Origin of the sequence: Marinilabilia rubra (assembly GCF_003121985.1) — a bacterium.
Taxonomy (GTDB): Bacteria; Bacteroidota; Bacteroidia; order Bacteroidales; family Marinilabiliaceae; genus Marinilabilia; species Marinilabilia rubra.
The window spans coordinates 26,316-42,254 of record NZ_QEWP01000008.1; the positions used below are offsets into that span (position 1 = coordinate 26,316).

General features: G+C 42.6%; 9 protein-coding genes. 7 read left to right on the top strand and 2 right to left on the bottom strand.

What is annotated here, in order from left to right:
- Nucleotides 1–39: 39 nt before the first annotated feature.
- The 7 genes from glgB (at nt 40) to DDZ16_RS11135 (ending at nt 10,830) form a co-directional block, all read left to right on the top strand.
- Entirely contained in the window at nt 40–2,091 is a 2,052-nt protein-coding gene (gene glgB / locus DDZ16_RS11100; protein WP_109264717.1) for a 1,4-alpha-glucan branching protein GlgB, read from the top strand.
- 190 nt (nt 2,092–2,281) lie between these two features.
- Entirely contained in the window at nt 2,282–3,589 is a 1,308-nt protein-coding gene (locus tag DDZ16_RS11105; protein ID WP_109264546.1) for a rhodanese-like domain-containing protein, read from the top strand.
- A gap of 69 nt (nt 3,590–3,658) precedes the next feature.
- The gene (egtD, locus tag DDZ16_RS11110) at nt 3,659–4,660 is read left to right on the top strand and encodes an L-histidine N(alpha)-methyltransferase (protein WP_109264547.1); all 1,002 of its coding nucleotides are present in this window, start codon (nt 3,659–3,661) and stop codon (nt 4,658–4,660) included.
- A 222-nt stretch (nt 4,661–4,882) separates the two neighbouring features.
- A complete protein-coding gene (locus DDZ16_RS11115; protein ID WP_109264718.1) occupies nt 4,883–5,461 on the top strand; it encodes an NADPH-dependent FMN reductase in 579 nt (192 codons plus the stop codon).
- A 251-nt stretch (nt 5,462–5,712) separates the two neighbouring features.
- Complete coding sequence (locus DDZ16_RS11120) at nt 5,713–6,156, top strand: DUF4395 domain-containing protein (protein WP_109264548.1); 444 nt, start codon at nt 5,713–5,715, stop codon at nt 6,154–6,156.
- A gap of 165 nt (nt 6,157–6,321) precedes the next feature.
- On the top strand, nt 6,322–7,542 hold the full coding sequence (locus DDZ16_RS11125; RefSeq protein WP_109264549.1) for a TlpA disulfide reductase family protein: 1,221 nt from the start codon (nt 6,322–6,324) through the stop codon (nt 7,540–7,542).
- 843 nt (nt 7,543–8,385) lie between these two features.
- A complete protein-coding gene (locus DDZ16_RS11135) occupies nt 8,386–10,830 on the top strand; it encodes a PAS domain S-box protein (RefSeq protein ID WP_109264551.1) in 2,445 nt (814 codons plus the stop codon).
- 75 nt (nt 10,831–10,905) lie between these two features.
- Here the strand turns inward: DDZ16_RS11135 and DDZ16_RS11140 are convergent, their stop codons facing one another.
- The gene (locus DDZ16_RS11140) at nt 10,906–11,646 is read right to left on the bottom strand and encodes a LytR/AlgR family response regulator transcription factor (RefSeq protein WP_109264719.1); all 741 of its coding nucleotides are present in this window, start codon (nt 11,644–11,646) and stop codon (nt 10,906–10,908) included.
- A 109-nt stretch (nt 11,647–11,755) separates the two neighbouring features.
- Nucleotides 11,756–15,751: a two-component regulator propeller domain-containing protein gene (locus tag DDZ16_RS11145; RefSeq protein WP_109264552.1), complete on the bottom strand. Its 3,996-nt coding sequence runs from the start codon at nt 15,749–15,751 to the stop codon at nt 11,756–11,758.
- Nucleotides 15,752–15,939: the final 188 nt, after the last annotated feature.

A 15,939-nucleotide genomic window follows, 5' to 3' on the forward strand; every position in this document is an offset into this window, starting at 1 on the left:
ATAAGCGCATATCTGTTTACAATAAAAAATGATATTGCTATGGCTGAGAAATCTAAAGCGACAGGTAAAAATAAAAAGACTGCTTCAACAAGTCGCAAAACAGCGGCTACAAAAAAGAAAGCAGCAACTAAAGCAACCCCGAAAAAAGCAGCAAAGGCTCCTGTGTCAGTGAAGGACAGACCTGCGGTTTGGGGAGTGCAGGATTTTATAACCGATTTCGACATCTACTTATTCAGAGAGGGAAAGCACTTTTCACTTCATAAAAAACTGGGCGCTCATATTATCGAGCAGGATGGTGTTGCCGGAACTTTTTTTGCTGTATGGGCACCCAATGCGAAACTTGTATCGGTAATTGGAAATTTTAACGGATGGGACAGAGCATCACACCCCTTGTCCAAACGCAACGATGATTCGGGTATATGGGAGGGGTTTATCCCCGGCATACTGAAAGGTGAAGTGTACAAATACTTCCTTCAGTCGATTTTTAATAATTACAGTGTGGAAAAAGCCGACCCTGTCTCAGCCTTTAATGAGCATCCGCCCCGCACTGCCTCAGTTGTATGGGAGCACAGTCATGATTGGAAAGACAAGCAGTGGATGAAGAAAAGAAAAGACTTCAATTCCCTGGAAAGTCCAATGTCGGTTTATGAGGTGCATCTGGAGTCATGGCGACGTTCCCTGGAGGAGGACTTGAGGCCTCTTACCTATCTGGAGCTGGCTGATCAGCTTACGAAGTACGTAAAAGAAATGGGGTATACTCACTTGGAGTTAATGCCGGTTACAGAGTATCCGTTTTCCGGATCGTGGGGGTATCAGGTTACAGGATTTTTTGCCCCTACCAGCCGATTTGGAACACCTGATGAGTTTAAGCAATTAGTGGATATTCTCCACCAGAATGATATTGGTGTGATAATGGACTGGGTGCCTTCGCACTTCCCGGGAGATCAGCATGGACTTCATTTTTTCGATGGAACTTATTTGTACGAGCATGAAGATCCAAGACAAGGGTATCATCCCGACTGGAGTAGTTACATCTTTAATTACGGGCGAAATGAGATTCGAAACTTCCTTATCAGTAGTGCTCACAGCTGGATGGAATACTATCACATTGATGGCCTGAGGGTAGATGCCGTGGCTTCAATGCTGTATCTTGATTATTCCCGCAAAGACGGAGAGTGGATTCCCAATGAACATGGAGGGAGGGAAAACCTCCATGCCATAAAATTTCTGCGGGATTTTAATGAGTCATTGTATTCATCTTTCCCGGATATTCAAACCATTGCCGAAGAATCAACTGCCTGGCCTATGGTCACAAAGCCCGTCTACACCGGAGGGTTGGGCTTTGGCATGAAATGGAACATGGGATGGATGCACGATACGCTTGGTTATATGACGCATGACCCGGTTTACCGAAGTTATCATCACAACCAGATGACTTTTAGTATTATGTATGCTTTTAACGAGAATTTCAAGTTGGCCCTTTCACATGACGAGGTGGTGCACGGCAAAAAGAGTCTGATTAATAAAATGCCTGGTGATGACTGGCAGAAATTTGCTAACCTCAGGGTTTTGTTCAGCTATATGTATGGCCATCCCGGCAAGAAGCTCCATTTTATGGGCATGGAACTTGGGCAGTGGGCAGAATGGAACTACGAAAGCAGTCTCGACTGGCATCTTTTGGATTCTGATATGCACAGGGCTTTTCATCACTTCATGAAAGAACTTAACAGCATTTACAGACAATATCCGGCTCTTTATGAGGCAGATTTCTCCCCGGAAGGATTTGAATGGTTAGATGCCAATGATTCAGAAAATTCCATTCTTGGATTTATGCGATACGATAAGGAAAAGAAACAAGAAGTACTGGTAATGGCCAATTTTACTCCTGAGCCAAGATACAATTACCGTGTAGGAGTGCCGCATGATACACATTGGAGTGAAATTTTCAACAGTGACGCCCGGCAATATGGAGGAAGTGGTATGGGTAATTTTGGAGGCGTGAATGCCAATCCGGTCCCTTATCATGAAAAGGATCAGTCTATTAATATTCTTCTGCCACCACTTGCTGTTGTGATGTTTGCTGCTGAGTAAAAGGAGAGCCGGAATTAATTAAAATAATGGATGATGCTGGAGTTTTTTCTTTTTTAAAGGATTTATCATTAAGAGAAGCAGAGACGCAGAAGGAAGATTAAAAAACTGCGTCTTAGCGTCTTTGCGAGAGTCTTAAAAACAATGAATGAAAGCCCGGACGAAAATAAATGCATAAAAAACTAATGAAACTATGGCGCAACCAATAAAAGAGATTACCACTGAATCATTAAAATCATTACTCAACAATCCGGAAGCCAGGATCATTGATGTCAGACCAGTAGATGCATACAACGGCTGGGAACTCCAGGGAGAAAAAAGAGGTGGTCATATCCCGGGAGCTAAAAGTTTGCCCGTTAAATGGACGCAATACATGGATTGGATAGAAATGGTACGCCATAAAGAAATTGAACCCCATCACCGGATTATCCTCTACGGCTATCCTTCGGATGATGTTAAACAAGTTGTGGGTCAGTTTGAAAAAGCGGGCTTTAATAATCTGGAAGTTTATCCTCACTTTTTCAGCGATTGGCTGGAGGATGAGGTGTTACCGCTGACTAAGCTTCCGCGTTTTCGGCATTTAGTGTCTTCGTCGTGGGTTAAGGAACTCATCGAGGGAAAAAGTCCTTTGCATTATCACAATGATAAATATGTTGTGGTGCATGCCCATTACCGCAACCGGGATGCCTACCTTGGTGGCCATATTCCCGGTGCCATCGATTTGGATACCAACGACATTGAGTCAACAGACACATGGAATCGCCGTTCACCGGATGAGCTGAAAAAAGCTTTTGAAGCCCATGGTATTACTGCGGATACGACGGTGGTGATGTATGGTAAATTTATGTTTCCGGATAATGAAGATGAGTTTCCCGGAAGTGCTGCCGGAGACTTAGGAGCCATACGATGTGCCTTTATCTTAATGTATGCCGGCGTAAAGGATGTTCGCGTGTTAAATGGTGGATTTCAGTCCTGGCAGGATGCAGGTTACGAAATTTCAAAAACCGATGAACCCCGGCATCCCGTTTCCGATTTTGGCGTAAAAATCCCTGCAAATCCACAGTTGGCGGTTGATACGCCCGAGGCCAAGACGATGATTGCTTCTCCGGATTCAGAGTTGGTATGTGTCAGGAGTTGGCCTGAGTACTTAGGAGAGGTAAGTGGCTACAATTACATTGAGAAGAAGGGGCGCATTCCCGGTGCTGTTTTTGCCGATTGCGGTTCGGATGCTTACCATATGGAAAATTACCGGAATTTTGATCATACCACACGTGAAGCACAGGAGATTGAGAAAATCTGGCGGGAAAGTGGCATTACCCCCGAAAAACACCTGGCCTTTTATTGCGGAACCGGTTGGCGGGGCAGCGAAGCCTGGTTCAACGCCTGGTTGATGGGCTATCCCAAAGTATCTGTTTATGATGGAGGCTGGTTTGAATGGAGTAATGATCCTCAAAACCCCTTTGAGACAGGTTTCCCTGAAGAGATCGTAAGTCAGGATTAATGCTAACCCTTTATGGGATTAACATCTTAAACCTCACAATTGTAAATATCAACCTTAAAAACACCAGCCATGCAACATCAGGATGCGTTCATTGATATCGGATATGAACCACAAATAAAAGATTACCTGGAAACAGAGTCGGAGCAGGAAGTGGCAGACTTAATTTTATCGGGGCTGAAGGCTACATCCAGACATATCTCCAGCCGGTTTTTCTATGATGAAAAAGGGTCGCTTTTATTTGAGGACATTACCAGGCTACCCGAGTATTATCCCACCAGAACTGAAAAAAGTATTATTCGGGAGGTTGCTCCTGAAATTGTTGAAAAACTGGATGGAAGTCAGCTCATAGAACTTGGCAGTGGCGATTGTTCAAAGATTTCCCTGGTTTTGAAGGCGGTTCCCGAAAAAAAGATGTGGTCTGTGGAATATCTGCCGGTAGATGTGAGCCGATGGTCCATCATAAAGTCTGCTCAAATACTTACATCCCGATTTCCCGGTCTCACGGTAAAGGGCGTATTGGCTGATTTTTTGAAGCATCTGAGATTTCCTGCCACAGATAAACCCCGGATGATCTGTTTTTTTGGAAGTACTCTGGGGAATTTTGACCGGCCTGTGGCCCATCAGTTTTTGCTCAATGTAGCATCAATGATGGATGCCGGTGATCATCTTTTGCTGGGTCTGGACATGGTGAAGAATCCGAAAGTGCTTGAAGCGGCTTACAATGATAAAGAAGGTGTTACCGAGGCCTTTAATAAAAATATCTTAAATGCTGTCAACCACCAGATAGGAACCAATTTCAACCCGGAGATGTTTTTACACCGTGCTTTCTTTAATGCAAAGGACAAAAGAATTGAGATGCACCTGGAAGCCCTGCAGGATATGAAAGTTTCCAGTCCTTTTACGGAGACTTACCTGGCTTTAAAAAAGGGTGAGATGATTCACACCGAAAATTCTTATAAATTTTCTCGTGAGGATATATCAGAAATTTCAGCTTTTACCGGATTAAAGGTAAAAGAGGTTTACTCCGACGACCGGGGTTGGTTCTCACTGACTTGCTTTCAGAAAACCTGAGCCCCTGGTGGAACATTGGGTTAAGCAATAGTTCGTTAAATAAAAACCAAATACACAGGTCATGACGCAGCGTTATATTATCAGGCTGCCCGGGTTTCGTTGGTGTGTGTCCAACCCTCTTTACTGATTGCTTGAAATCCCTGATAGTCGGGATGTCAGACTATGCTTGACTTGACACTGGGAATCAGTAAAAAAACAATATTCATAAAAAAGGATTATGATATGGATTTAGCAATTAGTTTGATCTATGGATCGGTTCGCAGTAGCCGCAGGGGAATACAGGTGGCAAAATATCTGGATCAGAAGTTAAAAGAAAGAGAGATAAAGGTTCATTTTATCGACCCCTTACAATATCCGCTCCCTATGCTTGATAAAATGTATAACGAATATCCAAAAGGAGAGGCTCCCGGTAATATGGAAAAACTGGGTGGTTTTCTTAAGGAATCGGATGGGTTTTTACTGGTTACAGGAGAGTATAATCACAGTATCCCACCGGCTTTGAAGAATTTGCTGGATCATTTTCAAAAAGAATATCTCTTCAAACCCTCAGCCATTGCGTCTTATTCCAAAAGTTCATTCGGAGGAGTCAGAGCTGCTGTTCACTTAAGAGTGATATTAGCAGAATTGGGTACACCCTCCATTTCCTCGATATTGCCATTTCCGCAAGTAGGTGATTTGTTTGATGAAAATCTGTTGCCTCGAAATGAAAAAACTGAACCTGCCACGAAGAGATTTTTGGATGAGTTTGTTTGGTATGCTGAAGCTTTAAAAACAAAGCGATCAAGGGGTATTCCCTTTTAATTTGATGTTTTTCGAGGTTTAAAAGCTGAACTTTGTTAGTTTTTAGCTGTTTTTCGTCTATAATGTAGACGGACTGAGCATCCGTAAATAATGGATTATTTTCGGGTGCTTTTTATTTAATGCTCCGTTGAGCTTTTGTGATGAAATGCAGTTAGAGTTTTTAAAGTTGCAGTTTTTTGTTTTTTAACTATTAGATTGTTAGAGGTGAGAAGATGATCTTAAAACTAATGATCTGCTGGATTTGTGTGATTATGAAAAATTATGCTTTTTGCCCCGTATCGCCCAAGGTGGTGAACGAGAATGTGGCCCGGTTAAATGCCACTTTTACAACATTGTTGGTGATCTTGTTTTTATTGACCTTCAATATTATTCTTATGGCTTTTTTGTTGACGGATTTCCTTATCCGGTCCATTGATAAGGCAAAATACAGTCCATTAGCCATTACCTCCAGGGGGATATCAAAAACGCTTTCGCTCAAAACCCAAAAGATCAATGCCGGGCCAAAGTTATTTGCAGCCAGAATTGGTATGTTGTTTAGTGTGGCAACTGTTTTTCTCTTTTTTATCGGAACTTCCCCGACTGCTTTTATCGTTGCTTGCGTTCTTGGAGTGTTTTCTTTTCTTGAAGCAGCTTTCGGATTTTGTGTGGCCTGCAAGGTTTATCCGTATATGTACAGATGGCTTTACGTGTCATAATAACCAGCTGATAAATGTTCTTTCTGTTAATTTTTTTGTATGATACTTTTGTGCGTTACAATTCATTGAAGAGCCTTTGTTTTGTTTTAATTTTTAAAAAGCGTTTGGTGTGGTTAATATATAACGTCATTACCCCGGAGTCAAATAGTTTTTTTTTCTTTTGATATGCGTTACCTGATTCTATTTTCGGTATTAGTGTTTTTTATTGGTTGTTTATTTATCTCTTCCTGTTCATCAAAGCAAAATAAACTTTCAGCCGGAAAGTGGCGTGGAACAGTAGAGCTAGAAAATGCTACCGTTCCATTTGAATTTGAAGTGGAGCCGCGTAATCAGCAATTACTAGTGACCCTGATCAACGGAAAAGAAAGGATTACTTTATCATCTGTTGAGATCACTAACGACTCCGTAATTATGCATGTAGGATTGTACGATGCTGTGCTGAAGGGCAGCCTGGACGAGAAGGAAATTAAGGGAAATATCTTTAAAGCCGGAGTGAAAGGTCCTGCCTTTAAAGCCCAATTCAAAGGAGGCCCCAGGTTTTTTATTGACAAGTCATCAAAACCTGCTTCGATTGAAGGCACCTGGGCGGTTCAGCTTGTTTCGGAAAGTCGGGAAAGATCAGGTGTTTTGCTGTTTAAACAGGATGGGCATCAACTTACCGGAAGTTTACTTACACCGACTGGCGATTACCGCTTTTTTGAAGGCGTTGCAGATGGGAATCAATTCCGTCTTTCAACTTTTGGCGGAGCTTATCCGTACCTTATCAGAGGTAAAGTGGATGAAAACGGTCAGCTGAAAGGGGAGTTTATTTCAGGAGGCGGCATCACTCAAATATCCGGAATTCTTGATCCGGATGCTAAGTTACCCGATACTTACGGGAAAACATACTTAAAGGACGGTGCTGAGAAATTTCACTTCACTTTCCCTAATCTGCAGGGGGATTCGGTTTCTCTCTCCGACCCGAAATATGATAACAAAGTGGTGCTTGTTTCGATTATGGGCAGCTGGTGTCCTAACTGTATTGACGAAATGGCTTTTCTCTCACCCTGGTATCAGCAAAATAAAGATCGAGGGGTGGAAATAATTGCTTTGGCCTTTGAACGAAAAAATACGCTGGAATACGCCCGCAAAGTAATTCGGCCCCTTATTGATCGTTACGACGTTGAATATGATGTTTTGCTGGCCGGTAAAATTGGTGGTGATTCTGCTGAAGAAGCATTGCCTCAGCTTAATGCCGTGCTTTCTTTTCCAACTACAATCTACATAAACAGAGAGGGTGAAGTTCGCTATATCCACTCCGGATTCAGCGGGCCGGCTACCGGGAAGTTCCATGATGAGTTGATAGCGGATTTTAATGCCAAGATGGATGAATTGTTGGGAGAATAGGGTGAGAGGTTTCTCATATGACTTTTTTAGTATTCTATCCGGAATTAATGGGATGTGTAATTTTCTGTATAGTTGGCTTTTATGTTTGAGCCAAAATCTTGGCTATGTCAGCCTGAAATATTATTAAGAACACTCATTTTATTTCCAAGTGTGCAGATATAACATCATGTGAGCAAAACAACATCGTTTGTGCTGTAAATTCTGCTCTTTTGACTTTTTCAGCGGGCCCTATTTAGTGCCAGCAAGAAAACTCATGTTTTTCATCTGTGCTTGCAAGAGGGCGTCAAGTGCAAGGCTTGCGCTGTTTTGAAGACAAGCATTGAGTTTACCCCGACCCTTTGGGGCAGCAATTGTCGTTTTCTTGCAAACACTATTTAGGGTGCGCTGAAAAACGCAGATTCAATTAACTATCAGATACTTAAAGCACATCAACAATTAACTGCGTGCAAGGTTATTCCACAGCATACTCTAATACCGTTGCACTTGTAAATAGGAAAACTGCTAATCAAAAGAAAAAAATTTACTTCACCGGCCCCATCTCGAAGTATTTCAATACTCCTTCGATTGGGCCGTCTTGTAAATTCTCATCTTTTGACTTTTTCAGCAGACCCTATTTAGAAGTGTTTGTCTATAAAACTAAACAAACAGTGTCAAAATTTATGCGGGTGTTCAGAAAGGCAAAGCCTTTTTTAGCATTTGTTAATTTTTTTACATTTTATTAAGGGAGCGTAAGCAAATAAAAATGACTAATATTCGTAACGTTATTATTGGAAAAACTGCATTTTTGCAAGCTCCATATTCCCTTCCCGCTTAGTTTGAAAATTATTGATTTATTTTGCTTTTATGCTCCAGGATTTAATTGTGAATGTGGCCCTTTTGGTTGTGCTGTCGATTTTTTACGGGGGATTGGTAAGGTACCGTTCAACCCATCCTTTGCTGGTGAAGATACTGATGGGGCTGTTGTTTGGAAGCCTTGCCATCATTGGCATGAATATTCCTTTTAGTTATTCTGAGGGCGTATTCTACGATGGACGTTCCATTATCTTTTCGCTTGCCGGCTTGTTCGGGGGAGGGATCGTTGCGTTAATATCAGGAGTGATTGTTGCAATTTATAGAATCCTTATTGGTGGAGCCGGTGTCTATGCCGGGGTTGCTACCATTGCATCAACTGTTTTGATGGGTCTTTGGGTGAGGCGTCGGTTGGTCGGTAGGTTTCATATTCCCGAAATCAAACATCTGATTTTTGTGGGTGTTGGGAGTCATTTGCTAATGTTGGCATCTCAGCTTCTTTTACCCTGGCCTCAGGGCCTTGATGTAATTGCCGGGGTTGGGCCATCGGTGATGATATTATTCCCTCTGGCAACACTTTTTATTGGTTTGTTGATGATCTCCTCAGAGAGGAGACTTGCCGCCGAGCAGGTTTTGAAAGAAAATGAATCACTTTACCGAACTACATTAAACAGTTTGGGAGATGCGGTAATTCTGACCGATATAGAGATGAATGTTGTGGAAATGAACCCGGCAGCCTGCAGGATGACCGGCTGGCCTGTGTCAGAAGCCAAAGGAAGGCCTGTTGGAGAGGTTTTTAAGGTGGTTAATGAGAATGATCTCGAACCTGTCGAAAATCCTGTTGAAAAAGTTATTGAAAGCGGCCGGAAGACTGAAATTGCCATTGAGGCCATTTTGATTTCGAGGGATGGTAGAAGGATTCCCATTGCTGACAGGGGCTCTCCGGTGGTGAATGACCATGGTGAGAACCTGGGCGTTGTGTTGGTTTTTCAGGATAGGACTGAGACTATGAAAAAGCAAAAAGAGGTGGAAGAGAGTGAAGGGCTTTTTCGAAGATTGTTTGAAAAGCATACCGCTGTAAAAATGCTGATAGATCCTGTTGATGGAAGGATCGTAGGAGCTAACGATGCAGCAGCCGAGTTTTACGGCTGGAGCCGGGAGCATCTTTTAAATATGAATATTGATCAAATCAATACTTTGTCGATCGATGAAATTAAGGCAAAGTTTGTTCTTGTGGAGCAGGGGCAGAGGACTTATTTTCAATTTCAGCACCGTAAAGCTGATGAATCCATTTCAGATGTCCAGGTTTTTGCAAGTCAAATCATAATTAAAGGAAGGCCTTTTATCCACAGTATTGTTCACGATGTCAGTGACAAAAAACGGATAGAGCAGGAGCTGAAGCTACTCAGTGCCTCGGTTCGACAAAACCCGGTAGGTGTTATTATTACAGATGCTTTCATGCGGATTGAATATGTTAACCCTAAGTATACAGACTTAACAGGGCTGGGATTGGAAGATGTGGCAGGAATAAAGCCCGGGATCCTTGATCATAAATATGTGGACGTAGATCTTCTTGAGAATGAAATTCTGGAAACGCTTAAAGCACGCGAGATCTGGAATGGTGAATATCGGCTGGAAAGAAAAGAAGGTAAACCCTTCTGGGGAAAAATCATGATTTCACCCATTGAGGATGCCTTTGGAAATGTAACCAATTATCTTCTGCTTTATGAAGATATTTCTGTACTCAAAAGAGTAATGAAAGACCTTGAAGAGGCAAAAAACAAAGCGGAAGAGAGTGAACAAATGAAAACGGCCTTTCTGGCAAATATGAGCCATGAAATTCGTACTCCCTTAAATGGCATTCTTGGTTTTACGGAACTTCTTACCTCTCACGATGGCTTTTCATTTGAGCAACGACAGGAGTTTGGAACCATTATTCAAAAAAGTTCAGAGGGGCTGTTGCAAATCATCAATGATGTTTTGGAAGTTTCCCGCATAGAGTCTGAAAAGCTGAGCATGGAATCAAAACCCTTTGTGCTTAACGAAACGCTTTCAGCAATCAGGAATTTGTACATCAGGAAAATGGAGGAGCTTGGGAAATCCCATCTTTCTTTGAAACTGGAGATGCCAGATCAGGCCGTTGAAGTAACAGGTGATGAAAACCGGCTTCAACAGGTTTTAATAAATCTTCTCGACAATGCACTGAAGTTTACTGCTGAGGGGGGAATTGTATTTGGCGTTTCAAACGTTGAGAATGGTAAGGTGGAGTTGATTGTAAAGGATACCGGAATAGGAATCAGACCCGAGAAACAGGAGATTATTTTTGAACGGTTCAGTCAGGCAGATAATGATATAGCCAGAAAGTATGGGGGGACAGGCCTGGGACTGGCCATTGTAAAAAAATTGACCAGCCTTATGGGGGATGGCATTTCACTGGATTCGGAGGAAGGAAAAGGTTCTGTCTTCAGATTCAGTCTGCCCGGTCGTTTCACCACATAATAAATACTAAACGGGAAGTGCTGTCATTCCCGGGGGCAGTCACTTTTGCCTTCTGATCTTATATTTGGCTGATTGTCAAATGGTCTGTAGCCGTTTAAGCAGTTTTTCTTTCTTTCGAACAGATACGGGGGCTTCTGAACCGTCAGACAATTCTACGATAAAACCTCCTTTGCGGTCAATTTTCCGTATGTGAGAAAGGTTGATAAGGTGCGATTGATGGATGCGCAGAAATCCCACGCCTTCCAGCATTTCATCAAACGCCTTTAGAGGACGTGATATTACCAGTGGTTTTTGATCTTTAAGAATAAAACGGGTATAATTATCCATGCTTTCGCAGCGAATAATGTCATCGGTGCAAACAATATGAATGGCTTCACTGGATTTAAGAGCAAGCTTTTTTGATGGAGCGGATGCTTGCTGAATATTCTCCATTAAGGTTCCAAGCAGGGCTTGGTTATTGGTGTTATGCCTGCGCACTTTTTCAACGGCATCTTTCAGGTCATCCGGATCTACCGGTTTTAGCAAATAATCGGTCGCGGAAAACCTGAAGGCTTCAATGGCATGATCATCATGAGCGGTGAGAAAGACCAGGGCAAAGTCCCGCGTCTTTAGCTGGCGGAGCATATCAAAGCCGGTGCCGTCTTTCATTCTGATGTCCAGAAAAACAATCTCGGGCCGATGTGTTTCAATGATTGTTTTTCCGGATGCTACACCGTCTGCTTCACCGACAATTTCCAAATCCTGAAACAGCATATTCAGCATTCCTCTGAGGGTACTTCGGGCATTGGGTTCATCATCAATAATCACTGCTTTCATTCGTGTAAAATTAATTAAAATCATTGGTCGAATGGAACTCGCATTATTTAAGCTTATGCATGTTCTTTAGCGACAACCCTTGAATGCTCGTTTCATTTGGCTGGTTCTTCTAATCCTCAGACAACTGAAGGGCTGGTACCAACAGGCTGATTTCGGTTCCGGTTTCGTTACCTGGTTCTTGCGTTTTGTCTTTTATTATTAATTGACAAGGTTGTTTATATTGCTTTCTCAGTTGTTCGATCCGTTTTTGGGTTATTCCCATGCTCATGGATTTATGAGATGGGTGGAACTCACTTTTTAACTGTCGGCTTTTTTCAATGCCTAAACCATTGTCTTTTATGGCAACCTCCCAGCTATTATTCTTTAACGAAAAGATGACTTCTATGTTACCTTCATAGTCAATGTGCTGGATGCCATGTTCCACTGCATTTTCAACAAAGGGCTGTACCAGCATGGCCGGGATGCCCATCGAAAGATGATCACACCCGGAAAGCACTTTCACCGAGTATTTGAAAGAGCCGTTAAATCTTAATTGTTGAAGCACCAGGTAGTGTTTCAGCGTGGCGACTTCATCATTTATAGGAGTTACAGGCAAAGACATGTTGTTGAGATAGAGTCGCATAAGTTTTGCAAACTTGGAGAGATAAGCCCCTGCTGTTTGAGGTTGATTTTGATAAATGAAGGATTGAATGGCTGATAAAGCATTAAACATGAAATGCGGGTTCATCTGCGAAAGCAAAAGCCGGTGTCTAAGATTCAGGTTGTTCTCAAGTACCCTCAGATGATTTAACCGGTGTCGCCACCAAAACCAAAGACCGGTTACTAAGGACATGATCAAAATGGTGAAAAACCACCAGGTTTTCCAAAAAGGCGGCTTGATGGTAATCATTAGTCTGGTTTCCTGACTGTTGCCATATGGATTAAAGGATTTTACCCTGAATGTGTATTTGCCTGGTGGCAGTAGCTTGTAAGAAACAGATGTTTCATTGGTTTTTGTCCATTCCTTATCGGTGGGTTCCAGCTTATAAAGGTATTGATCATGATTGGCAGGGAAAACCATATCCGAAAACCAAATTTGTAACAAATTCTGATCATGGGTAAGCATTAATTCTTCCTGATCCCCGAAGCTGACCGGATCTCCCATCACACCAACCCGGGTAATCTTTGTTTCTTTGGGGAGGGTTGGTGGATTAAACAACCCGGGGTCCATTTTGAAAAATCCCTTTGCGGTTCCAATGTAAATTTCGTTGGTAGAGGTCTTTAAACTCGCCGGGGTGAAGGATATGTTTTCTGTACCGAGGTATGGGGTGATGTTTAATAATTGCAAGGAATCGGATGAATAAATTAAAATATTGTGAGAGGTAACAATCACGATTCTTCCCATTGGATCTTCTGTGAGAGAGAGGATCTTCTCTTTGGGTAAATGGTGTGCAAAATCAGGGGACTCGAATCGTTGCCGGGCAAAGTTGAAAATATTAAGTGAATCTCCACCTACGTAAACCTCTCCTGTAGAGGTTTCGAGGAAAGCCATGGCATCAGAGCCATGGAAACCGTTTTTATCATAGAAATGTTTTACCCTTAATGAGTGTGGATCGATTTGGTTTACCCCTTTGTTGGTGGTACCAGTCCAGATGAATCCTCTTCTGTCCTTTTTTACAAATGTTGTCAGGTGAGAAGATAACATATCTGTGGGTGGAGCATTTAGGAAAGTGACTTTCCGGGAGGGGAGGGAAAGCAATGCCAATCCCTGATCTGTTGCGAGAAAGAGTTGCTTTTTGTGGTAAGCCATCTCGTTTACCGCGTAGTCGTTTAGCTCAGGAATTTGTTTAAAATGCTCCTGAGATGGGCTGAAATAATACAATCCCTTATCAGCTCCAAGCCAGACGCCGTCTCCATCAGGAGTTGGCAACGCAAAATTGATGGCGTCATTGCGCATGCCCTGGTTAAATGCGGTGCGGGTGTTGAATGTTTTGGGTTTCCCCTGATCCGGGAGGAAAGAGATTCCTCTGGGATATATCAGTAGAATGCCATCCTTGAGTCTTACGATTTTGTTAATGGCTTGTTGAGATGTAGCCAGGGATGAAAAGGGAGACGGTAAATTTAATAGAAGTTTGGTCTTGAGATTAAATAAACGGGCCCCCTCCGTAGTGGCTAATAATAACTTGTTTTTTCTAAAAACAAGAAGGTCCTTTATGTTTTCCGGCTTAACAGGCATCGAGTCGGCAACAACCAAATGCGAAAGACCGTTTGTTTTCGGGTTGTACATCCAGATACCATCCTGTGCCAATAAAAAGGTTTTTTTTGAAAAGGATGAATAAACGCCTGTTTTAAAGACTTTCTGACTTAAAATCTGGAATTTATTTTCATCAAAACCTGCCACACCCTGGTTTGTAAGGAAAAGAGTTTCATCTCCCGCTTGTATAATGTCAGGGATACTGGAGAAATTGGGAATGTCCACCGACTGGACATGGAGCCGCCGGTTGGCATCCTTGAATTTTTGAGACCGGTAACCGTTAAACGTTTTATCGGAGGGATTAAATGTGTGAAGAATATTCTGGGATTTGTAAAGCCATATCAGACTGTCGTTGGATGCAATAAGGTGAATTTCGCCATCGGCCGGATGTTTTTGTGGACGAAAACTATGCGGCAACCATGCTTTTTTACTTTTGCTGAATAACCTGAGGCCTTCTGCCCCCCAAAAACCAACCACCAGAGTATCATTCCCGATGGATTCAAAGCCACTGTACCAGTCTCTTTTCAGGGAGCTGGAGTCCAAAGCGAAATGGGTGAAACGGTGTTTGGCCGGATCAAAATGATTAAATCCAACACCTTGCCACAATCCGGTCCAGATACTTCCATCTTTTTCCTCAAACAGGGTAGATACGCGATTGGCACTGATACAACCGTTTAATCCTTTCCGGCTTGTGAAGGTCTTAAACTCATCGGTTTGCGGATTAAAAAGGTTTAAGCCACCACCCATTGTTCCTATCCAAATGTCTCCTTTTGAATCCTCCAGAAAACAGGAAACGTGATTGTTGCTGAGCGAGTGGGGTACTTCATTTAAATGGCGGTAGTACCGGATGAGACTTTGGTTCTCTTTTAATATGCTGATTCCTTGTTGTGTTCCTATCCAGAGATTGCCCGAATGATCGATGGTTAAACAATTGATGTGATCGTGAAGAATGGAAGAGAGATCATTGTCAGAAGGCAGGTATTTTACGATGGTGCTCTTTTTCTTATTGATACGGGCAAGTCCATGACCCGTAGCGACCCATAAAAAGCCCTTGTTGTCCTCCACCATATCATAAGATGAGGTATGAAGCCTTTTGTTAACAGTTTCGGTGTTTCGGTCAAACTGATAAAGACCGTCGAGAGCTCCGATCCAGAAATCATTGTTGCTGTCCTCAAAAAAAAGAGCAGCGTCTTTGTCCCGCTTAAGTTCAGGGTCGGAGCTGCTGGTTGGAATGGATCTGATTTTGCCGTTTTCCATTTTCAGAGGCCCCATATTTCGGCCTCCTATCCAAAGCTGGTTTTGCGAGTCTTTGAAAATGGAGTGGTAATCATAATAGGGTTGGCTGGGCTTGTCGTGGGACCAGCTTTGGGTTTCAAACGTTTTAGTATTGAGCTTGTGTAGCACTCCGTTAAAAGTTTCAACCCATATGTGTTGGTCGTCGGCCTCAAGGAGAGCCCTGATGTGCTTGTCCTGAAGCCCCACCCCATCTTCAAAAATAATGGGAGCCTGGGAGAAAGAGAACATTTCAGGTTCAAAAATGCTTAGGCCTTCCCGTGTACCGATGTAGACATTTCCGTCAGGAGAAGTGAGGATGTCCGTGATGTAATCCGAAGCAACGGATGATGAATCCCCTGGCAGATGGTGGAAGGTTTCAAAGCGGGTGCCGTCGTATCTGGCGAGTCCTTCCCGGGTGCCAATCCACATAAAACCCTGTGCGTCCTGCTGAATAACCGTTATGTGATTTCCGGGCAATCCGTCAGCCACGGTCAGGTTATCAAAACGGGTGTAATGGTCATAATCGATTGGCATTATCTGTCCTGAGATAGAAATGCTTAGTAATGTGTTGAAAATAAGGACCCAAATTTGCTTCATCGTTTAATTGCTCACCCTCCTGAAACAGAATTCCTGTAAAGCTCTAGATTTTTCTAAAGGTTGTTTTCCATTGATGGTTTGCAATTATAGTCGTATTGGCTTATAAAGTTCCCCGGATTTGATGATTGCTTCTTTTTTTTAGGTAAAATGATCATTTCTGAGTTGTTTCCTGCTTAAGCAGGCTGCAT